We start from the raw sequence: 20,753 nt of genomic DNA on the forward strand, positions 1-20,753 counted from the left end.
GAGTATTGGCATGAATCAGGCATTAAACAATGAATTTACTCCGGACCTTTCACAACCCGCTCGTTTTGAATTGACCTCTACTCAGCTCGGCATTTTCCTTGCCGATCATTTAAGTTCAATTGAAGATTTATATACTATTGCGCATTGTTTGGAACTACCAAAAACTGTCGACATCCCCACATTTAAAAAAGCAATTCAAATCGGCTTAAATGAAGCCGACACGGTCATTGCTTCATATTCATCTGACCCGTCTCAACCCTTTATTGAGCTTAATAATCAAGTTCAGTTTCAAATCGAAGAATTTGATTTTTGTCATTTAACGCCCAAAAAAGCTCAACAACGCTTATGGGACTGGATGCCATCAGATCGTCAATGTGCTAAATCACTTAAAGCTGGTGAAACTCAACTGTTCCGTCAGGTGCTATTTACGACACATGACAAAGTGTATTGGTATCAACGTTATCACCACATCATGCTTGATGGCTTTAGCATGATTAACTTAACCAAACGTATTGTTGAGCTATATCAACAATTACAAGAAGGAAAAGATCTTTCGGTTTCCCCGTTCATTGGCGTCAATGATGTTATTTCAGAACGTCAGGCTTATGAAAATAGTCATCAATTTAAAATAGACCAAACTTTCTGGAAAGCTTATTGTGAAGATTTACCGAGTCCAATTAGTTTAAGTACTCATCATTTAGCGGCAAAAACTACAGCAACATTTGTTAAGCATCAGCTGCGTTTTTCGCAAGGAATTTTAGAGCAAATTCAGGCTTTAGCTGCGCAAACCAAGTTGGCTTTGAATGACATGATGATGTCATTGTCATTACATTATATTTACAAAATGACCGATAAAGCCGAGTTGGTTAACGGTATTCCATTTATGCGCCGTTTAGGTTCAAAAGCGATTCGCTCAACCTTACCTACGGTAAATGTTCTACCTGTGAAGTTTAAAGTTGCTGAAAAAGACAGTTGGGTGAGCTTGGCTCAACACGTACAAGAGCAATTACGAGAAATTCGTCCGCATCAAAAATACGATGCAGAACAAATTTTAAGAGATTTAAATAGTATCGATATTCATGAACGAATGTACGGCCCTATTTTAAATTATAAAGCTTTTGATCAAGACTTGGTTTTAGACGGTGAAAAGGTCAAAACACACCATATTTCTACAGGACCAATTGATGATTTTGAGTTTTCTTTTATTGTTCAAGATCATGAATTGATTATCGAACTACGTGCAGATTCGCAGCGTTATACACAAGATGAGCTATTTAACCACGGTCAACGCTTAACGTTATTGCTCGAACAAGCCTTGATTCGTCCAGAACAGCCATGTAGCAATTTTAATATTACAACACCACAAGAGCTTACCGCCCTGACCCAAAGTGGTATTGGTCCGCGTGTTAGTCATCCTGAACAATATAATAATGTTTTAGATATTTTTTATGAGCAAGTGAAAAAATATCCTGAACGTACCGCCATTGTGAGTGGTGAACGTCCAAACCTTCAGCATCTCAGTTTTGCTGAGCTTGCAGTAAAAGTGAATCAACTGACTCGTTTTTTACAAGAAAATGGGGCCAAAAAGCAAACTGTGATTGCGGGAGCTATTCCTCGTTCGATTGACTCAGTTGTGGTGATGTTATCTGTACTCAATTCTGGTGCGAGTTTCTTACCTCTCGATTTAGATTATCCAATCGATCGTATGCAAATGATGTGTGAAGATGCAAATCCATTATTTGTATTAACGACACAAGCTCTTGCACAGCAACTACCACAAAATATTCAGCAGTTACATCTTGATCAGGAAGGCATTCAAACACAAATTCGAAAGCAAGATGCGAGTGATATTCCTGCCGAAAATCGTAAATTTGATTTCCAAGATGTTGCATATGTAATTTTTACCTCAGGAAGTACGGGTCGCCCTAAAGGAGTAATGAACACACATGGTTCTTTACTCAACCTCATTTTGTCGCATAAACCAACCATTTACTGGCCTGTATTAGAAGCGGTAAATGAGCGTTTCCCTGACCGTCCGTTACGTGCAGCGCATACCCACTCTTTCTCGTTTGATTCATCTTGGTTGCAAGTTTTCTGGATGTTATGGGGCCAAGAGCTACATATTTTTGATGAAAACATGCGTCGTGATGCATTTGGCTTAGTGCAAGAAATTCAACAACGACAAATCGATACACTGGATTTACCGCCATCTTTTTGTGCGCAAATGATGACAAACGGCTTATTTCTTGAAAATCAGCATCATCCAAGTCTTATTTTGATTGGTGGTGAAGCTGCACCTCTAGCCTTATGGCAACAGCTCAATGCTCAGCCAGCGCTTTTTGCTCATAACTTATATGGCCCAACAGAATATACAGTTGATACTTTCCGGGCAGAGTTAAAACAGACCGCTCGCCCTGTCATTGGTAACCCTATTGGTAATACACAGGCCTATGTATTAGATCGTCATTTACAACGATGCCCGACTGGCGTCATTGGTGAGCTGTATATTTCTGGCTTTGGGATCGCCAATGGTTATTTAGGTCGCGCTGACTTAAGTGCTGCCCGCTTTGTAGCGAATCCATTTGAACATGGACAGCGCATGTACCGTACGGGTGATTTAGTCCGCTGGAATAGTGCGGGTAAACTTGAGTTTATGGGGCGCTGTGATGACCAGATTAAAATTCGTGGTTATCGAGTCGAGATTGGTGAAGTTGAAAATGCACTTTCGATTTTAACCAATGTTGAAAGCGCAGTCGTGATTGCAGAACCGATTAATAACAGTCATCGTTTACTTGGTTACTGTGTAGTCAAAGACATTGAACTTGATGAAAAAACCAGTGAACAATTAAGTCAGCAATATTTAAGTCAGTTACGTCAAAACTTACCTGAATATATGGTGCCTTCTGCCCTAACTGTTATGTCTGAGTTTCCACGAAATGTAAGTGGTAAAGTCGATAAAAAAGCATTGCCGAAACCTCAAATTCGTACCCATAGCCGAATGGCTGAAACGCCTGAACAACAGCTTTTATGCCAAATTACTGCATCTGTTCTTAAGCTTGACGCTATTGGGATTGATGACGACTTCTTTATGACAGGTGGCGATAGTATTTCGGCTATTATGCTTTGTACTCAATTGCGCCAACGTGGTTACGGCGTAAGACCAAGTGATGTATTCCAATTTAAAACAGTCGCCGCTATAGCACCGCAACTTACCCGTTTAGATGAGCAACAAGCGGCCGTTTCAAAACCGTTATTTTCAGCGGACCTAGAACAAAAAGTTCAAGAAAAATATGGAAAAAACAGCACGATTTTGCCTTTGCTTCCTTTGCAAAAAGGCATGTTGTTCTTATCTCAAGTAGAAAATCAATCAAATTATAATGCCTTTACTCGGCTTAGTTTAAATGGAGAAATTGATCCGGTACGCCTACAGCAAGCATTGATTACCGTATTAAAACGTCATCCTCAATTAGGTGGACATTTTGATAGCGAATTAGCTGAAGAACCTGTTTTTATCTATTCATTACACCCTACTCAAGCTTGGCCAGTTCAGTTTTGCTCAGTCACTCGCGATCTGCTTGAGCAAACTATTCAAGAGGCATTACAGCAACCGATTCACCTTGACCAACCCTATGGCTTAATTCGGGCAACCTTAATTCAACATGCTCCTGAACAATCCGAATTATTGATTATGGTGCATCATCTTTTAACAGATGGTTGGTCAACTCCACTGTTTTTACAAGACTTTATTAAAGCCTATCAGCAAACGAACCAACCACTGCCAGTGCTTGAACATAGTTATGAAACGGTGATTAAAGCTTTATCTGGGCGTGATCATGAAACGTCAAAAGCGATATGGCAACGTGATTTAGCTGATTTACAACCACTTATTTTATTTAATCAACCACAGCAAGCTGTACAGGAAACTTCCTATCGTTTAAGTGCCGAGTTGGGTGCAAAACTTCAACATAAATTACGCCAACAAGGCATCACGCTCAATGTCTTCATGCAAATGATTTGGGCAATGACTTTAAATATTTATGCTCATCGTGAAGATATTGTGTTTGGTACTCCTGTTTCGGGGCGTTCGGCACCTATCAATGGTTTAGAGCAGCAGATTGGATTGTTTTTAAATACGATTCCGGTGCGTGTAAAACTCAACATGCAACAAACACTTTGGGAACAATTGCCTCAGTTACAGCAATTGCATGTTGAACATTTAGAACATGATGGTTTAGGACTAAGTACAATTCAGCAATTGATAGCTCAGGGCAATCTTTTCGATAGTTTGTTAGTCGTAGAAAACTACCCAGATAACCAGTATTTACAGCAAAAACTTGGTGATGCTGCTATTTCCAAACTTACAAATCGCGGTTATAGCCATTACCCGCTTGCTTTGTTGGTTATTCCTGATCATCAAATTGAGTTATTGCTCGAACAGCGTGGTGTAATTGATCAGCCAGAACATTTCTTAGAGCGAATGGTTCAATTGATTGAAATTGCACTAAATGAACCAGAGACGTCTCTAAGTCATTATCGCTTACAGCTGGCTGAAGAACACGATTTAGTCCAGAAAACAAATCAAACTCAATACTATGTTCGCCAAAGCACGTTACAGCAATTACTCAGAGAACAAGCTCGAATTACGCCTGAACAAACGGCGTTATCTGATGAAAATCATCAGCTCAGTTTCAGTGAAGTGCGTTTGCAAGTTTGTGCATTAGCACAGCAATTGCAAAGAACGGGCGTACAGGCGGGAGATATTGTTGCGGTTGCCCTCCCAAGATCAGTCAAATTGAGTATTGCGATTTTAGCGGTGATTGAAGCAGGTGCAGCTTATTTACCTATTGATTTACAACATCCGTCTGAACGCATCAAATTTATGTTGCAAGATGCTAAATCTAAACTTGTGATTGGTGAACAAAAAGATTTAGCAGCTATTGTTCACCCATCAATAGCTACCTTTGCTTTTAATGAATTATTTGATGAAACCAAGGTTGATTTAAGTAGCTATAAAACGACAGTTATTACCCCACAGCACCCGGCATATTTAATCTATACATCGGGTACAACAGGCCAGCCAAAAGGTGTCATGGTTTCTCACCAAGCCATTGTGAACCGTATTTTATGGATGCAATCAGAGTATCCGCTGTCAGCCAACGATACGATTTTGCAAAAAACACCATGTACTTTTGATGTTTCGGTATGGGAGTTTTTCTGGTCATATTTAGTAGGTGCACGACTAGTGATGGCACCTATAGATGCACACCGTGACCCATTGGCATTATTAAGTCTCATTCAAAAATATCAGGTAACCACACTACATTTTGTACCGTCAATGTTGGCTGTTTTTGAAAATGCTGCCACCGAAATTTTGTCATCTGCTCAGCGTCAAAGTTTACCAATTCGCCGAGTGTTCTGTAGTGGTGAGGCATTACCAACGGCTTTAGCAAAATCATTTACCGAGCACTTTAGCTGTGAGCTACATAACTTATATGGCCCAACAGAAGCGGCCGTAGATGTGAGTTATATGGATGCAACACTAGGTTTACACCCTGAAGAAAGTAGCGTCGCAATTGGTTATCCAGTCTGGAATACCCAGCTTTATATTTTAGATCAATACTTACGCCCTGTTCCTATTGGAGTGGACGGTGAGCTTTATTTAGCTGGTCATCAACTTGCCATGGGTTATTTGCATCGAGCAGACTTAACCGCATCACGTTTTGTGGCAAATCCATTTACAGCAGGTCAACGCATGTATCGCACCGGTGATATTGCCCGTTGGCATGCAGACGGTAGTATCCAATATATAGGCCGTGCTGATGATCAGCTAAAAATACGAGGTCAACGTATAGAACTGGGTGAAATTGAACAGCAATTACGCTTAATCAGCGGTCTAGATGTGGTGATACACCCGATTCCTTCTGAACAAAATAAAGCTGATGTTCAATTGGTCGCTTACTTGCAAACAACTGCACCTGTGGACATCGACCAGTTAAAGAAACAATTGGCGAAACAGCTTCCTGCGTATATGGTGCCGACACACTATATGTTGGTCGAGCAATTCCCATTAAGTCATAATGGTAAGTTGGACCGTAAAGCACTACCGCAACCACAGCTTGATCTTTCAAATATAGAAAAACAGTACGCCACTAGTGCTTTTGAGCATGAACTGACACGTATATTCCAGCAAGTTTTAAACACCGATCAAAATATTGGTGTAAACGAAGATTTCTTTGCTATTGGTGGACATTCCATTTTGGTGATGAAGCTTGCAATTGAAATCCGAAAAGTATTCAAGCGGACCATTCCAATTGGCCAGTTGATGAGTCATGTCACGATTCAACGTTTAGCAGCTTTACTGCTTACACAAGAACGTTTAGCAGAAGTTGAACAAACTGGCATGCAGCCTATTTTACCAATCCGTTCTGGTTCTGGGCATCCATTGTTCTGTTTCTACCCGGGTTCTGGTTCGGCATGGCAATATACAGTGCTGAATCGTTATCTACACTCTGAATTACCCATTATTGGGTTGCAGTCTCCTCGACCAGATGGCCTATTGGCAAATAGCACTGATATGGACGAACTGGTTGAAAAACAACTTGAGATTATTCGCTGCCAACAACCAACAGGACCTTATACGTTACTAGGTTATTCACTTGGCGGTACAGTGGCTTATGCGGTTGCAGCGAAGTTAACTGAACAAGGTGAAAAAGTTGATTTTCTCGGCTTATTAGACACTTACCCTGCTGAAATTCATCAATGGTTAGATTTATCGGCAGAGGAAATGAATGCTGAAGCTGAACAAGAACAGCTTCAATTCTTCAATGATATTTTAGCTGATGCAGATATGGCTTTAAGTGAAGAAACCCGCCGTTTACAAGAAGATATTTTCGCGAACTACCGTGATGCCGTCCGTTTATTAAAACCGTATAAAATGCCGTACTTTGATGGTGAACTACACTTAGTTGTCGCTGAAAAAGACTTGCTGCCGTATATCCAACCAGAACAACAATGGTCACCTTTAGTTAAAAAACTCAATATTGTTCGACTGAGTGAAGCGGACCATACCGATATATTGTCTCCGCAGCAGCTTGAAACACTTGGCCCGATTTTAAACCGCATGATTTGTCAGGCGCGCGGTTTAGAGGAGAACACGCCATGAGCTTCAAATCTATATTGACCGACTTTAGTCTTTTAAAACGCAATGCTCATTTCCGACATGTATTTATTGCCCGCACATTGTCATTGTTAACCATTGGTATGTTAGTCGTGGCTATTCCAAAACAAGTCTATGACATTACGGGTAGTTCATTAAATGTTGCCGTTGCAATGGCTTTTGAAGGCATTGCCATGTTTATTGGTTTATTGCTTGGTGGTTTGCTGTCAGATCGCAAAGACCGAAAATGGCTAATTTTATTGGCACGTGGTGTATGTGGCTTAGGCTTTGCTGGCCTCGCCATCAACGCCATGTTTGAGCATCCTTCGCTTTATGCCATTTACTTTCTTTCAGCATGGGATGGTTTCTTTGGTGCACTCGGTGTAACCGCAATGATGGCGATCATGCCTGTGATTGTAGGGCGGGAAAATATTGTACAAGCCCGTGCAATCAGTATGGTATCCGTACGTCTTGCAACCGTTATTTCACCTGCAATCGGCGGTATATTAATTGCTGCTAGCGGTGTTGCAACCGTGTATTGGGTCTCAACCGTAGGTACTTTACTTACTGTATTTTTATTGATGGGACTACCTGCGCTTAAACCACAACACGCATCAAATGGCGAGAGCCCTCTTCGCCAATTAGTTCAAGGTTTTAAATTCGTCTTTAAAAATAAAGTAGTCGGTAGCACGATTTTAATTGGCACATTGCTTAGTTTTAGCAGTGCTATTCGAATTATTTTTCCACAAATGGCAGATGAAATTTTTCACGGCGGTGCATTCGAACTCGGGCTTATGTATACGGCAGTGCCTTTAGGCTCGACTTTAGGAGCTTTACTCAGTGGCTGGACAACACGTTTACTCAGACCCGGCTTGATCATGCTCTATACATGTTTAGGTGTTTTTAGCTGCTTGATTATGATTGGACTTTCACCGTGGTTGATCGTGACTTTGCCCATTTTATGTGTATTTGGATATTTGATGTCGATTGCCAACTTGCTTCAATACAGCATTGTGCAAGGGCATACACCTGATGAATATTTAGGGCGTATTAATTCAATCTGGCTTGCACAAGATGCATTAGGCGATTCGATTGCCACCACAACTTTAGGTCTTTTAACTCGGTTCTTACCAATATCCGGAAGTATCCTCTTCTTTGGCATATTAAGCTTTGCAGTCGGTTTTATGTTCTTATTCAACTCTCAAGATATGCGGGAAACAGGATTCCAAGATCCTAAGTTACAAGAAAATTAATCTCTAAATAAAAAAGAAGGCAATTCGTTGCCTTCTTTTGCTTTAAGCAAAATGACGTGCCTGAAAAACCCAAGTCATAATATGGTCTTGTTCTATGGTCCAGCCACCGTCATAGTATTCTAAGAGTTGATAGCGCTGCTGAATTTCCGGCAAAAAAGTTAGCGTTAATGTTTGATTTTCAAAATTAATATCGACTATAGATGCTTCTAAAAAATCAATATATTGCTTTGCAGTGGGATAAACCGCTTTATATAAGCTTTCTTTCATAGAGAAAATTAAACTCACATAACGGGCAAAATCAAAAAACTCAGCCGCTTTATTTTTCCATAAATCAAACTCAGATGGTGTTAAAACAAGATGTGCACTTTCTTGAGCAAATTCTGAGGTCACCCAGTGTTCAATATCAATTCCCAAATAATTCGCGTTGTTAGATAACGCAACAATTAACTTATTTTGTGAATGACTAATACTCCCCAAAACATGGGATGGCCAGATGGGTAAATGTTCGTGCATCGAGGTTATTGACTGATCTAAACCAAAATGATGACTTAAAACAGCCTGAGCCAATACTCTCCCACAAAGGTATTCTTGTTGACGTTTTGGATGTGCTTGAGCAATTTTTAGGGGATGCTCTAATTGCTGGTCTATATGCAAATGATGCGTTTTTGATAAATCTAGACCATAACAAAATAGCTCGGATGTAAAAAAAACAGGGTGCGAAATTTCATAAATTGATTTACTGAGTGGTTCAGGAATGTATAGATAATGACTCACTGGATTCGGCTTCAAAATAAATATTTTTAATGAGTTATCTTCTATCTTAACTTACATACTGCAAATCTATAAATAATTATATTTATCATTTGATAATAGTTATTATTTACCTATACTATTGGGTAAATTTTGACTTTAATTTACTTATAAACATCGATTATGAAACTTATAGGACTTTTTTTGACCCTGTTGGGAGCGGTCAGTATCTATTGTAGTCATAGCAACCAGAATCTGTTTTCTCAACATCTTCCTACTCTCTTTAAGTATTTGGGTCTAGTGCTATTAGGCATTGGATTTATTGCACTCTTTGCAAGCTTACCAAAAGTTGTTGCCGCTTTTTGTTGGTTCATGCTCATCATTTTTGCGTGGTCGTTTCTCCCTTTTATGGCGCTTTTTAAACGGAAACTGGTTTCATGAAAGCTAAAATTCAGTCTCCGATCCAGCCAGACTGGTGGAGTAAAACTTTTGCTGGTGGTGTTTTTGGTCTAAGTCTTTCTATCGCGATTGGTAATTTGATTGTTTTATTAGGCCAACCTTATATAGCCATGGATTTATTGGTGCAATTGGGGATGTGGAGCGTTCCGTGGTGTTGGATGCCTATTATGTTTGGCAGTTATTTTTTTACGACTGGGCGAAAAGCGCTTATCTATTTATTGACTGCCAATGCCCTAGCGTATAGCTGTATTTTTGTATTACGGGGTTAAACATGAAAGTACGTTCAGACATCATGAAATTAGCAAAAAGCATGCATACTTGGGTGGGTGTATGTGCTGGGATTTTGCTTTTTATCTGTTTCTTTGCTGGTGGGCTCAGCATGTTTCAGCACCACATTAGTAAGTGGGCTACGCCAACACAGCAAGTTTTACCGAAAGTCTCACCCGACCAATATAATGAACTCATTCAAAAAGTACAGACTGCCTATCCTGCTGCGCAAAAGGACTTCACACTAAATTTATCGTCCAATGAATTTCACTATGCGCCCATTACGTGGAGCGAACATGAACGTGGAGATGGCTTTAATACTGCTCAGACTACGTGGATGGCAAGCTTAGATGATAAAGGTCAGTTAATTGTTGCCCAAGAAAACTTATCTAAAGCAGGCTGGCTGATCGAACAATTGCATGAAACAGCAGGCATACCGGGCATGGCAGGCCATCACGGATTAGGCCTCTATGTGATGGGCGTGGTTTCAATTTTATATTTTCTTGCCCTGCTTTCAGGAGTGATCATACTTTTACCAACCTTGGTAAAGGATTATTTTGTTATTCGCCCTGGTAAAAATAAAAAGCGCTTTTGGTTAGATGCGCATAACGTGATTGGAATTACCAGCTTACCGTTCCATATCATTATTAGTATTAGCGTTATTGTCTTTGCTTTTCATGACTTTTTTTATGATGCTATTGGACAACTTGCACTCAAAGGACAGCCCGTTTTCCAGCGTTCTCCCCCTGCACTTATTCAACCAAAACAAACACAAATCGATGTTCAGCAAATATTAGCTCAAGCCAAAAAAGTAGCGCCTGAATATTCAGTCGACTATATCCAGTTCAGTGGTCTAGATAAACCCGAAAAAGCCAATGCACGTATTGCCCTCTATAGTTCAGATCAGATGTTGCGCGGTGCGAATCATGACTTTATGCGTATGAACCCATATGCAGTTGAGCATTTTAATCACAAAGGCATCAACACACAGACTGATGCCGGTAATAAGCTAATCAACGCTATGTTCAGCTTACATTTTGGAAGTTTTGGTGGTACGGGCGTACGTTGGATTTATTTTGTGTTAGGTGTCGGTGGCGCTTTCTTATTTTATACGGGCAACATTCTTTGGGTTGAAACTCGTGCACGTAAGCAAAAGCGTGCTGAAGATCCTGTTCCTGTTCAACGTAAAGATGTAGTGTTCCTTGCAAACTTAACGATAGGTGCATGTTTAGGGTGTGTTTTAGCAGTCGTGGGTACAATGTTGGCCAGTCGTTGGCTTTTCGCAGCGCTTAACATTGAAAGCATGAATCACCTCTTTATGTATGGTTATTATGCGATATTCCTACTGAGTTTGATTTATACCTTTGTGATTGGCTATGCAAAAGCTCTACCACAACTGCTGTTAACCTTGGTTTTAGGGTTATTTGCGATTCCGCTTACGTCCCTTTTAGCTTACTTCATTCCTCAAAGTGGCTTATGGGTACATAGCGGAGAAATATTAGTGGTTGATTTCTTAGCTATTATTTTTGCTTTCGCTTTCTGGCGTTTTTATCAACAAGCCCAAGATCGCCTAAAATCTGCTCCAACTGGCAGTTTATGGGCTAGCTAACAACCATGAATTAACCAGACTGAAATAATGTGTGGAATATGAAAAATTATAAAATCCACATTGTTTCGGTCAGTTGTTTAATTTCTTGAATATCATGACTCACATAAATCATCGGAATTTTTATTTCCTCTTTTACTTTCTGAAAAAAAGGAATAATTTCAGCTTTATGATTCGCATCTAGTGCTGATAAAGGCTCATCAAGCAGTAACAGTTTAGGTGAATATAACAATGCTCGTCCTAGGGCTACGCGCTGTTTTTCCCCTCCAGAGAGTTTGATGGGCATACGTTGTAATAATTGCCCTAACTTTAATAACTCAATAATATAATCTGCTTCAAAGTGACGTTCTTGTTGAGAAAGATGCTTAAGACCAAATAATAAGTTTTGCTTTACCGTTTTATGCGGAAAAAGCTGAGCATCTTGAAAAACCAATCCAACATGACGCTTTTGCGTACTCAAATTAATTTTTTGATCTGAATCAAACCACGTTTGATCCTGTATTTTAATGAGCCCGCTACGTGGAGTATTCAGCCCTGCAATGGCATGTAGAATTGATGTTTTACCTGACCCAGAGGCACCAAATAGCCCAATAACAGAAACATCCGACTGGAAACTAGGTTCAATATGAAATTGACCCATTTGTAGCTCAAAACGGCATTCAATCAACATAATCTCACCGTCCTAAACGCTTCTTTTGATAACGATGAAACCACTGTGCAAACCATAACGCTAAAAAAGCCACGCTTAGCGACAAAACAATAAGCCTCTGAATAGCGGTCTCGGTATCGGGTTGTTGCATTAGGCTATACATGGCTAGAGGCAAAGTTCGTGTTTCATTTGAAATATTACCCACAAAGGTAATGGTAGCCCCAAACTCACCTAAACTGCGGCAAAAACATAAAATAGCGCCAATTAAAATTCCACTGCTGGCCAGAGGCAAAGTGACATGAAAAAAAGCCCCTAAAGATGAGGCACCTAATGTCTTTGCTGCCATTTCTAAACGCTGATCGACCAGTTCAATTGCTAGACGAATAGATTGAACCAATAGCGGGAAACCCATCACTGCAGAAGCAAGAACGGCGCCTTTCCAGTTAAATGCAAAATCAATTCCAAGCGGTGCCAAATATTGCCCAATAACGCCGCGGCTCCCAAAAATTTGTAAAAGCAAATAACCAGGAACCACTGGCGGTAACACTAAAGGTAAAAATACCAATGTTTCAATGAATGACTTACCCCAAAACTCTTTACGCGCCAAAAACCATCCTACACAAATCGCAGGAATAATACTGACCACAAGGCAACTTGCTGCAACCTTACAAGAAAGTTGCAGAACGCTGAGCTCTTCTGGGGTTAAAGAAAACATCATGGTTTAACTGGAACCAACACGCTAAAACCATATTTTCTAAATACGGCTTTAGCTTGGTTGCTTTGTAAAAATTGATAGAACTTTGTTGAGTTCGGATTCTTTTTAATTATCCCTATAGGGTAAGTAATTGGCGGATGCATATTTTCTGGAAATACGCCAGCTACTTTTACGTCTTTACTAATCGCTGCATCAGTTGCATAGACAATCCCAACCTGACATTCACCACGCGCAACAAAATTTAGTGCTGCTCGAACATCTTCTGTTTCAACTAACTTTGGCTCAATACGGCTCCACCAACCTAAATTGGTAAAAGCTTGTTTAGCATATTTGCCTACAGGCACACTTTTAGTATCCCCTGTACAAATCTTTCCGGTAAACACTTTGCTTGGATCGGTGATTTTATCTAGTTTTACGTTTAGTGACTGCCCTTTTGGAGTAATTAGAACCAAACGATTGCCTAATAAATTTATACGGTCATTAGCAGCTACTCGTTTTTTGTTTTGTAGATAATCCATCCACTGTAAATCTGCTGAAATAAAAATATCTGCGGGTGCTCCAGCTTCAATTTGTTTCGCTAATGTCGATGAGCCTGCATATGAAGTTTTGACTTCTATATTATTTTGTTTTTCATAAATTTTTTCTAAATCATTAATTGCATTGGTTAAGCTGGCTGCTGCATAAACAGTAACTGATTCAGCCTTAGCGGAAACATTAAACATCAATCCTATGCTGAGCACCGAACAAGCTAAAGCTAATTTTTTTATCTTTCTAGCACTTACCATTATGTCTTACCATGTTGTCGTTTTTTGCAGCGATATATACCCAAGAATATAGCGCCATACAAAAATTATGAAAAGCATAATTCGTCAAATATAGATGATCGGAATGAAGGTAAATAGCGCAATTTGTATTTAAAACTTCATTTTGGTGCATTCGGTAGTGAGGCTAACCATTTAAGAGCACTATATAAAACTTATTTTCTTTTAAACTTTAGTGAATAATTTAATTGGTTTTATGGTCATCCCTATGCCAAAAATCACATAGAGATAACCATAAAGATCAGTCGTTTATGCCAGCTACTTTTTTAGATACGCAATAAAAAACGCCTATTCCAGACCATCTTTTACGATCGTGCAGAATAGATGCCATTGTCTGTGTAACTGAAAATTGCAGCAGTGCTTTTTCAGCGTGCAATTTATATTAAGCAAAAGCTATACCACATTAAAAAATTGAGTCGCTATGAAAGTTTTCATTTAGCATTTTAAATAGCTACTCATGATTTGATAATCATGTTCTAAAGCTTGTCGAGCATTAATTTCCATTTGCCGATAATGCTGTAAGACTTTCTGGCCCAAAGCTGTAACGGCTGCTCCACCACCATGTGTTCCGCCCGTTTGAGTTTCAACTAAAGCCGTTTGAAAGCACTGATTCATTGTATCGACCAATTGCCATGCACGGCGGTAGCTCATATTCATAGATTTTGCAGCTTGTGAGATCGACCCCGTTCTTTCAATTGCTTCAAGTAAGTCTGCCTTACCCGGACCAAATGCAATATTCTGCTCTAAAAGAATTCTAATTTGTAATTTTAAGTTTTTTTCTTTCATGGGCTTAGTTCACAAAATTTCATTTTATGCTCATTAATATTATAAGGAACTTTAATAGGTTAAAACACATACAAATTTAAATCGCTACTCTTTCATAAAAAGAGTTCATTTAAAAAATCAAATCTGCACAAAGTGGATAAAGATCTGGAAAAAACGGATAGAGGCCGTGGCTTAATCGCGGTTCAATCAGTTAAAAGCTGAATGAATGGAGGATTGAGCAAATGACCTCATCTAATTTAAAACAATGGAATGATTTTATAGATGGATGTATCGACTTCCGTCCTAACGATGGCGTGTTTCGTATTGCACGTAATATGTTTACCGAGCCTGAACTATTTGACTTGGAAATGGAACTTATTTTTGAAAAGGTTTGGATTTATGCATGTCACGAAAGTGAAATTCCAAACAATCATGATTTCCTAACAGTCCAAATTGGTCGTCAGCCGATTATTGTAAGCCGTGATGGTAAAGGCGAATTACACGCGATGGTCAATGCTTGTGAACATCGTGGCGCAACCTTAACACGGGTTGCTAAAGGCAATCAGTCTACATTTACTTGTCCATTCCACGCATGGTGCTATAAGTCAGATGGCCGTTTGGTTAAAGTCAAAGCCCCAAGCGAATATTGTGAAGATTTTGATAAATCAAGCCGTGGCTTAAAACAAGGCCGTATTGCCAGCTATCGTGGATTTGTATTTGTAAGCCTTGATACTCAAGCAACAGATTCTCTAGAAGACTTTTTGGGCGATGCCAAACTGTTCCTTGATTTAATGGTCAACCAGTCGCCAACAGGTGAACTCGAAGTACTACAAGGCAAGTCATCTTATACCTTTGCGGGTAACTGGAAGCTACAAAATGAAAATGGCTTAGATGGCTATCATGTGAGCACTGTTCACTATAACTATGTATCTACAGTCCAACACCGTCAACAAGTAAATGCATCAAAAGGTGAAGAACTCGATACGCTTGACTATAGCAAGTTAGGTGCGGGTGACTCAGAAACTGACGATGGCTGGTTCAGCTTCAAAAATGGTCATAGTGTTTTATTCAGTGATATGCCGAATCCGACAGTTCGTCCGGGCTACAGCACGGTTATGCCATATATGGTCGAAAAATATGGGGACAAATATGCTGAATGGGCAATGCATCGTTTAAGAAATTTGAACTTGTACCCTAGCCTATTCTTTATGGACCAGATTAGTTCACAGCTTCGTATTGTTCGTCCAGTGGCATGGAATAAAACCGAAGTCATTAGTCAGTGTATTGGTGTTAAAGGTGAATCTGCGGAAGCACGCCGTAACCGTATTCGCCAGTTCGAAGATTTCTTTAATGTATCGGGTCTTGGTACGCCGGATGATCTAGTTGAATTCCGTGAACAACAAAAAGGTTTTCAGGCACGCCTTGAACGTTGGAGCGATATTTCTCGCGGTTGTCAGTCTTGGGAATATGGCGCGACCAAAAACTCACAAGACTTAGGCATTCAACCTGTCATTACTGGCCGTGAGTTTACCCATGAAGGACTCTATGTAAACCAACATGGACATTGGCAACGCCTAATGCTCGACGGCTTAAACAAAAAAGCATTGAAAATGCAAGATATTACTTTTGAAAACAATGCCGTAATGGATGAGGTGTAACCATGTCACAAGAACTACATTTTGCTGTATCTCAGTTTTTGTACAAAAAGGCAGAGCTTTGCGATGCTTATGACTGGGATGCCTATCTAGACCTTTACGATGAAGATAGTGAATATCATATTCCACAGTGGATTGATGACCATAACTATGTTCAAGATCCAAATCAGGGTTTGTCATACATTTATTATGCAGACCGTACAGGGCTTGAAGATCGTGTATTCCGTATTCGTACCGGAAAAGCGGCATCTGCAACACCATTACCACGTACTTTGCACAGCATAAACAACATTCGAGTTAAAACACTGGATGATGGATTAATTGAAGCAAAAGTTGCATGGCAAACGCTTTATAACCGTCAAGGCTTAGAAGGCTGTTTTTACGGACACGCGACTTATCTTTTACGTCAAACCGCAGATGGTTTCCGTATTCGTCGTCAACACAGCATTTTGCTGAACGACAAAATTGATTCCGTTTTAGACTTCTATCACGTTTAAGGGGAATGAAAATGGGACATTCAGTTGCACTTAACTTTGCCGATGGCAAAACCTTTTTCATTTCGGTAAATAACGACGAATTGCTGCTTGATGCAGCAGTTCGCCAAGGAATTAACCTGCCGCTAGACTGCCGTGAAGGTGTTTGTGGTACCTGTCAGGGACAGTGTGAAACTGGTCTTTATGAACAAGAATATGTTGATGAAGATGCATTAAGTGAACGTGATTTGGCTGAGCGAAAAATGTTAGCTTGCCAGACGCGTGTAAAATCAGATGCAGCTTTTTATTTTGATCATGATTCTGCTATCTGTAACGCTGGTGATACTTTAAAAATTGAAACCAAAGTGACTGCGGTTGAGCTGGTTTCTGAAACGACAGCAATCTTACATCTTGATGCAAGCAGTCATGCTGCACAACTTCAGTTTTTGCCGGGTCAATATGCTCGTTTGCAAATTCCCGATACTGAAGACTGGCGCTCTTATTCTTTTGCCAATAGACCAAACGCAACCAATCAATTGCAATTCTTAATTCGTCTGTTGCCAGACGGTGTCATGAGTAATTACTTGCGTGATCGCTGTCAGGTTGGACAACCCCTATTCATTGAAGCACCGCTTGGTAGTTTCTATTTGCGCGAAGTAGAACGACCACTGGTTTTTGTTGCAGGTGGAACAGGATTATCAGCTTTCTTAGGAATGCTAGATAACTTGGTTGATCAACCAAACTCACCTGCAGTTCAGTTGTACTACGGTGTAAATAGTGAAACAGACTTATGTGAACAACAGCGTTTACACGCCTACGCAGAACAGTTACCAAACTTTAGTTATCACCTAATTGTGACTAAAGCAACTGATGCTTGGCAAGGCAAAGCAGGCTATATCCATGAGCACTTAAATAAAGATCAACTGGCTGAACAAGCTTTTGATATGTATTTATGTGGCCCACCGCCTATGATTGAAGCCGTAAAAAATTGGTTAGATGAGCAATCTTTGCAAAACTATCGTATCTACAGCGAGAAGTTTTTACAGAGCAATACATCACGTTAAAAGTATAAATAGCTTAAAAACCACTCAAACATGGGATGATTCAATATACTCTTATAAGGGTATATTGAATTTTTGCATAAAAATTAAAAGTTAATATATATCAATAATATAAAACAATAAATTCCGACAAAATAAAATTGACCAGCTCACTCGGATTTGCTATAAATTTTGATAGATCTTAAGGAATAAGATCATGATGAGATTAACTTATAGCACCTTTTATATCCCCCTATTCTATTTCTCAAATGTATTAAATTGATGGACAAAATCTGACTTAAAATTTGAGAAAATCATATTAATTAGCGGTTAAATTGGTCTGTATTTTGCTTATATCTCATTGTAATTTGCGAGTAACTTAATTTTTTAAGTGCCGTATTTACTTGCTGTGCAGCGAAGTTTTAAGGCTTTTGTAATACAAGTAAATACAGGAGTGAGCCAAAAGGGATATATATGAACCAAGCCAACTCCCCAGAACTCAGTGGGCGTCATTTTCAAAATGAGTCTATCTTTACCAATCATAATCTGGTGTTTGATCATCACGATTTAAGTGAAACTTGCCGAAATGTAGGGCAGATTTTTAAACCGCATGATCTTAAAATCTCTCAGCAGAAGCGAGATTTCAGTGCAACCATGCACCATGTTAAAACAGGTGCATTGTCTATTAGTCGTTTGGAATATGGTGCGGACGTCATTATTGAACCAGATCATCTGGATAACTTTTACTTAATTCAAATTCCAACTCAAGGCTATGCAGAAATCGAGTTTGGTTCACAAAGGTTTATTTCTTATTCTCAAGTTGCATCTCTTATTTCTCCTCAGCAATCGTTACGTATGCGCTGGCACGCGAACTCACCGCAGCTCATTTTAAAAGTTTCAAAAGATGATTTTACTTACCATTGCCGTCAACACATTGCCGATTCAGAGAACAACTTACTCGTTTTCGACCCAAAATTAGACTTTTCTACACAAAGTGGAGCCTATTTTTTACAGTTGGTTAGAACCTTGATGGATGCTTTGGCATGCGAGCAACACCCGCTTCATCATCCTTTAGCCTTTAAACAATTTGAGTCAAATTTGTTTAATGCCCTCATTTATGGGCAACCCAATAACGCATTACATAAAATAGATCAGCATAAAGAAAAAACAGTATCTCCTTATTTCGTGAAGCGCACAGAAGCCTACATAAAAGAACATTTACATGAGCCGCTTAATGTCGAGATTTTAGCTGAACATGCAGGCGTGAGCGTGAGAACACTATTTACTGGTTTTAAAAATTACTTGGGGACAACCCCAATGTCTTATCTAAAGGAATTACGCTTTGAACAAGCTCATTTAGAACTCATGCATAATGAAAATCTATCGGTCACAGACGTTGCATTTAAATGGGGATTTACTCATTTAGGCCGTTTTTCTCAAGAGTATAAACGCCGTTATGGCGAATTACCTTCTTCTACCCGCCGATCTGGTCACAGTGAAGGCTCAGGCTTAATTACTTCAATTTTTTCTTAAAACAAATAGAGAAAAGCCTTTTATATCGATGAATATAAAAGGCTTTTTTATGACTTAGAAATGATGGACATAACGAACTTGCAGTCGTGTTCCCTCTGGGCGGTTTTCAGCATCTTGCTCAAAATAAGCATTTGCAACTAAATGGTCATTTTTAGAAAAACTATACATCGCACCGGGGCCAATAGCCCACACTTGTTCACGTCGGCCTTTGACTTTTTCACCATCTACTTCAGTATCTGTCACTTGTTTTAGCCAATAGCCATTTAGTCCTAAGCGGAACTGTTCGGTAATGGCATAGTCTGTTGCAAAGTTTGCATGAATTGCTTGCCCAGCTTGCATATCATTTGCTCCAGCAAAAGCAGAGCTTGGGTCATGATTTTTAAAGTTATAGAGATAATGGATGCGTGTTGAAGCGGTCCATTTGGGATTAAACCAATATGTGGCAGCCCAATAAGGATCAAATGAAACAGCGTTATTACCTGGATTAATATCTTTTTGTTGATCGTATTCGCCAGTAGGTAAATTCACCTGAAACTCAAAACGATGTACAAACCTCGGTCCTTGTGCGCCCATGACTGGATCGAATTGAATAAACGGTCCAATCATAATGTCCCCAAAGCCACTTTGGGCCTTAATGGCAGCATTATTCAAGCCATCATCCATGTCCATTTTGCTGACAAAAGGAATTAAAAAATTCATACCTAGACTGGCTTTATCTTTTACTCGGACATTCGATAAATAACTAATCTGTTCAACCAATACTTGATAATTTAAATCTGTTTTAGGTAAACCGAGTTTTTGTCCATTGGCATCGACTAGTTTATTGCTATCGTAATTTTGAAAATAGGTTTGAGCATACCAGCCAGGCCCAGCGGGTAATCCGCCATCGAGAAAGCTGGTCATGCCTAAATTTACGGTCGGTAAATCATAGGCATGTGTAACCAATGGCAAACCCAACAATGTCCCTGCTAAAAATCCATGTTTAATTAAAGTGCTTTTCATCTTCTTATTTCCTATAAAAAATCACGACCGGATTGATCGTGATTGTGGTGAATTAACCTGCTAATTCTGGATGCTCAGCGGCAATCCGATACTTTCCTGCATGGAATACCAATGGTTCACCTTGGCGTTGTTGGTATTGTTCAATTTGGCCAATAAAAATCAGGTGATCTCCCCCTTCATACTGATTTACATTGCGGCAAACCAAGGTTGCGAGTGCATCGGTCAAAATTGGAACACCTGCCTTGCATTGCTGATGGGCAACGCCGGCAAACTTGTCTTCAGCACCTCGAGCGAAATGCCCCGAAAGCTGGTGATGCTCCTGCGCCAACATATGAATGGCAAAATATTCAGCTTCTACAAAATCAGATAAACTTGGTGCCGTTTTTGAAAGGCTCCACAAAATTAATGGTGGATCTAAAGATAGTGAAGAAAAAGAGTTGGCGGTCATACCTATTTTCCGGCCATCTTTACCACGTGTGGTAATCACAGTAACACCCGTTGCGAATTGTCCAAGTAAATTACGAATTTCTCTTGGGTTTTCAGCATTAATCACTTGTAAAGCTAAAGTTTCAATTGTGTCCATTTTTAACTCTCCCTTTGATATTTTGA

Annotated in this window: 15 protein-coding genes; 8 read left to right on the top strand and 7 right to left on the bottom strand. The window is 39.6% G+C overall.

The genetic code is table 11. The features are described 5' to 3' along the window. The first annotated feature begins 10 nt into the window (after nt 1-10). Nucleotides 11-7,162 carry a non-ribosomal peptide synthetase gene (locus tag KTI78_RS05555; protein WP_262445470.1) on the top strand — a complete coding sequence of 2,384 codons (7,152 nt, stop codon included), beginning with the start codon at nt 11-13 and terminating at the stop codon, nt 7,160-7,162. Continuing rightward, nucleotides 7,159-8,409, top strand: coding sequence for an enterobactin transporter EntS (gene entS / locus KTI78_RS05560; RefSeq protein WP_262445471.1), 1,251 nt, complete (start codon nt 7,159-7,161; stop codon nt 8,407-8,409). The genes KTI78_RS05555 and entS overlap by 4 nt, the downstream gene beginning before the upstream one ends. Nucleotides 8,410-8,451: 42 nt before the next feature. Here entS and KTI78_RS05565 read toward each other — a convergent pair whose 3' ends face one another. Continuing rightward, nucleotides 8,452-9,183 (bottom strand): 4'-phosphopantetheinyl transferase, encoded by a 732-nt coding sequence (locus KTI78_RS05565; RefSeq protein WP_262445472.1) that lies wholly within the window; start codon nt 9,181-9,183, stop codon nt 8,452-8,454. 413 nt (nt 9,184-9,596) lie between these two features. On the opposite strand from KTI78_RS05565, the gene KTI78_RS05570 reads away from it, so the two are divergent. Together KTI78_RS05570 and KTI78_RS05575 are read left to right on the top strand one after the other, a co-directional pair. Beyond that, on the top strand, nt 9,597-9,887 hold the full coding sequence (locus tag KTI78_RS05570; RefSeq protein ID WP_262445473.1) for a hypothetical protein: 291 nt from the start codon (nt 9,597-9,599) through the stop codon (nt 9,885-9,887). 2 nt (nt 9,888-9,889) lie between these two features. Next, the gene (locus tag KTI78_RS05575; RefSeq protein ID WP_262445474.1) at nt 9,890-11,494 is read left to right on the top strand and encodes a PepSY-associated TM helix domain-containing protein; all 1,605 of its coding nucleotides are present in this window, start codon (nt 9,890-9,892) and stop codon (nt 11,492-11,494) included. Between the two features lie 46 nt (nt 11,495-11,540). Here KTI78_RS05575 and KTI78_RS05580 read toward each other — a convergent pair whose 3' ends face one another. From KTI78_RS05580 to KTI78_RS05595, 4 genes are all read right to left on the bottom strand, one after another. After that, nucleotides 11,541-12,161, bottom strand: coding sequence for an ATP-binding cassette domain-containing protein (locus KTI78_RS05580; RefSeq protein ID WP_262445475.1), 621 nt, complete (start codon nt 12,159-12,161; stop codon nt 11,541-11,543). Nucleotides 12,162-12,165: 4 nt separating this feature from the next. After that, nucleotides 12,166-12,858, bottom strand: coding sequence for a molybdate ABC transporter permease subunit (modB, locus tag KTI78_RS05585; protein ID WP_224991871.1), 693 nt, complete (start codon nt 12,856-12,858; stop codon nt 12,166-12,168). Then, the gene (gene modA / locus KTI78_RS05590; RefSeq protein WP_224991870.1) at nt 12,855-13,640 is read right to left on the bottom strand and encodes a molybdate ABC transporter substrate-binding protein; all 786 of its coding nucleotides are present in this window, start codon (nt 13,638-13,640) and stop codon (nt 12,855-12,857) included. The genes modB and modA overlap by 4 nt, the downstream gene beginning before the upstream one ends. A gap of 471 nt (nt 13,641-14,111) precedes the next feature. Continuing rightward, a complete protein-coding gene (locus tag KTI78_RS05595; protein ID WP_262445476.1) occupies nt 14,112-14,462 on the bottom strand; it encodes a winged helix-turn-helix domain-containing protein in 351 nt (116 codons plus the stop codon). Between the two features lie 221 nt (nt 14,463-14,683). Here KTI78_RS05595 and antA point away from each other — a divergent pair, with 221 nt between their 5' ends. From antA to KTI78_RS05615, 4 genes are all read left to right on the top strand, one after another. Next, nucleotides 14,684-16,099 carry an anthranilate 1,2-dioxygenase large subunit gene (gene antA, locus KTI78_RS05600; protein WP_069030634.1) on the top strand — a complete coding sequence of 472 codons (1,416 nt, stop codon included), beginning with the start codon at nt 14,684-14,686 and terminating at the stop codon, nt 16,097-16,099. 2 nt (nt 16,100-16,101) lie between these two features. Beyond that, on the top strand, nt 16,102-16,593 hold the full coding sequence (gene antB, locus KTI78_RS05605) for an anthranilate 1,2-dioxygenase small subunit (protein WP_005124059.1): 492 nt from the start codon (nt 16,102-16,104) through the stop codon (nt 16,591-16,593). A 5-nt stretch (nt 16,594-16,598) separates the two neighbouring features. Then, nucleotides 16,599-17,633 (top strand): anthranilate 1,2-dioxygenase electron transfer component AntC, encoded by a 1,035-nt coding sequence (gene antC / locus KTI78_RS05610; protein WP_262445477.1) that lies wholly within the window; start codon nt 16,599-16,601, stop codon nt 17,631-17,633. A 450-nt stretch (nt 17,634-18,083) separates the two neighbouring features. Further along, the gene (locus KTI78_RS05615) at nt 18,084-19,142 is read left to right on the top strand and encodes an AraC family transcriptional regulator (protein ID WP_086399020.1); all 1,059 of its coding nucleotides are present in this window, start codon (nt 18,084-18,086) and stop codon (nt 19,140-19,142) included. Between the two features lie 54 nt (nt 19,143-19,196). Here the strand turns inward: KTI78_RS05615 and KTI78_RS05620 are convergent, their stop codons facing one another. Both KTI78_RS05620 and KTI78_RS05625 read right to left on the bottom strand, forming a co-directional pair. Continuing rightward, on the bottom strand, nt 19,197-20,144 hold the full coding sequence (locus KTI78_RS05620) for a transporter (protein ID WP_262445479.1): 948 nt from the start codon (nt 20,142-20,144) through the stop codon (nt 19,197-19,199). A gap of 52 nt (nt 20,145-20,196) precedes the next feature. Continuing rightward, complete coding sequence (locus tag KTI78_RS05625) at nt 20,197-20,727, bottom strand: flavin reductase family protein (protein WP_262445481.1); 531 nt, start codon at nt 20,725-20,727, stop codon at nt 20,197-20,199. Nucleotides 20,728-20,753: the final 26 nt, after the last annotated feature.

Source organism: Acinetobacter sp. WU_MDCI_Abxe161, assembly GCF_025514355.1.
GTDB classification, from domain to species: Bacteria; Pseudomonadota; Gammaproteobacteria; order Pseudomonadales; family Moraxellaceae; genus Acinetobacter; species Acinetobacter pittii_E.

Excerpts from the sequence above, each read along its gene's own strand:
- KTI78_RS05555 (WP_262445470.1), top strand. The coding sequence starts at position 11 with ATGAATCAGGCATTAAACAATGAATTTACTCCGGACCTTTCACAACCC.
- entS (WP_262445471.1), top strand. The coding sequence starts at position 7,159 with ATGAGCTTCAAATCTATATTGACCGACTTTAGTCTTTTAAAACGCAAT.
- KTI78_RS05570 (WP_262445473.1), top strand. The coding sequence starts at position 9,597 with ATGAAAGCTAAAATTCAGTCTCCGATCCAGCCAGACTGGTGGAGTAAA.
- KTI78_RS05575 (WP_262445474.1), top strand. The coding sequence starts at position 9,890 with ATGAAAGTACGTTCAGACATCATGAAATTAGCAAAAAGCATGCATACT.
- KTI78_RS05580 (WP_262445475.1), bottom strand. The coding sequence starts at position 12,161 with ATGTTGATTGAATGCCGTTTTGAGCTACAAATGGGTCAATTTCATATT.
- modB (WP_224991871.1), bottom strand. The coding sequence starts at position 12,858 with ATGATGTTTTCTTTAACCCCAGAAGAGCTCAGCGTTCTGCAACTTTCT.
- modA (WP_224991870.1), bottom strand. The coding sequence starts at position 13,640 with ATGGTAAGTGCTAGAAAGATAAAAAAATTAGCTTTAGCTTGTTCGGTG.
- KTI78_RS05595 (WP_262445476.1), bottom strand. The coding sequence starts at position 14,462 with ATGAAAGAAAAAAACTTAAAATTACAAATTAGAATTCTTTTAGAGCAG.
- antA (WP_069030634.1), top strand. The coding sequence starts at position 14,684 with ATGACCTCATCTAATTTAAAACAATGGAATGATTTTATAGATGGATGT.
- antB (WP_005124059.1), top strand. The coding sequence starts at position 16,102 with ATGTCACAAGAACTACATTTTGCTGTATCTCAGTTTTTGTACAAAAAG.
- antC (WP_262445477.1), top strand. The coding sequence starts at position 16,599 with ATGAAAATGGGACATTCAGTTGCACTTAACTTTGCCGATGGCAAAACC.
- KTI78_RS05615 (WP_086399020.1), top strand. The coding sequence starts at position 18,084 with ATGAACCAAGCCAACTCCCCAGAACTCAGTGGGCGTCATTTTCAAAAT.
- KTI78_RS05620 (WP_262445479.1), bottom strand. The coding sequence starts at position 20,144 with ATGAAAAGCACTTTAATTAAACATGGATTTTTAGCAGGGACATTGTTG.
- KTI78_RS05625 (WP_262445481.1), bottom strand. The coding sequence starts at position 20,727 with ATGGACACAATTGAAACTTTAGCTTTACAAGTGATTAATGCTGAAAAC.